The 278-nt window shown below is 60.1% G+C and carries 1 protein-coding gene; it reads left to right on the top strand.

From position 1 onward, the window contains the following. Positions 1–7 precede the first annotated feature (7 nt). The coding region (locus tag EE949_RS00030) for an AAA family ATPase (protein WP_122661867.1) at positions 8–278 on the top strand (271 nt) is incomplete at its 3' end.

Here is a 278-nt window from a genome sequence, read left to right as displayed (position 1 = left end):
GGTTTAAGTGATAGACGCCGATCGCCTGATCACCGCTTCTGGCCGTGACCGCGATGAACAACTGGACCGCGCCTTTCGGCCGCTGCGCCTGGCTGAGTACATTGGTCAGCCGAAAGTCCGTGAGCAGATGGAGCTGTTTATTCAGGCGGCGCGCGGCCGTGCCGAATCCCTTGACCACACCTTGATCTTCGGGCCGCCCGGTCTCGGTAAAACCACGCTTGCCAATATCATTGCCCAGGAAATGGGCGTGTCGATCAAGAGCACCTCGGGTCCGGTTC

Origin of the sequence: Pseudomonas viridiflava, from assembly GCF_900602065.1 — a bacterium.
GTDB lineage: Bacteria > Pseudomonadota > Gammaproteobacteria > Pseudomonadales > Pseudomonadaceae > Aquipseudomonas.
The sequence above is the reverse complement of the archived record's forward strand: the minus strand, read 5'-3'. Positions and strand labels throughout refer to the sequence as shown.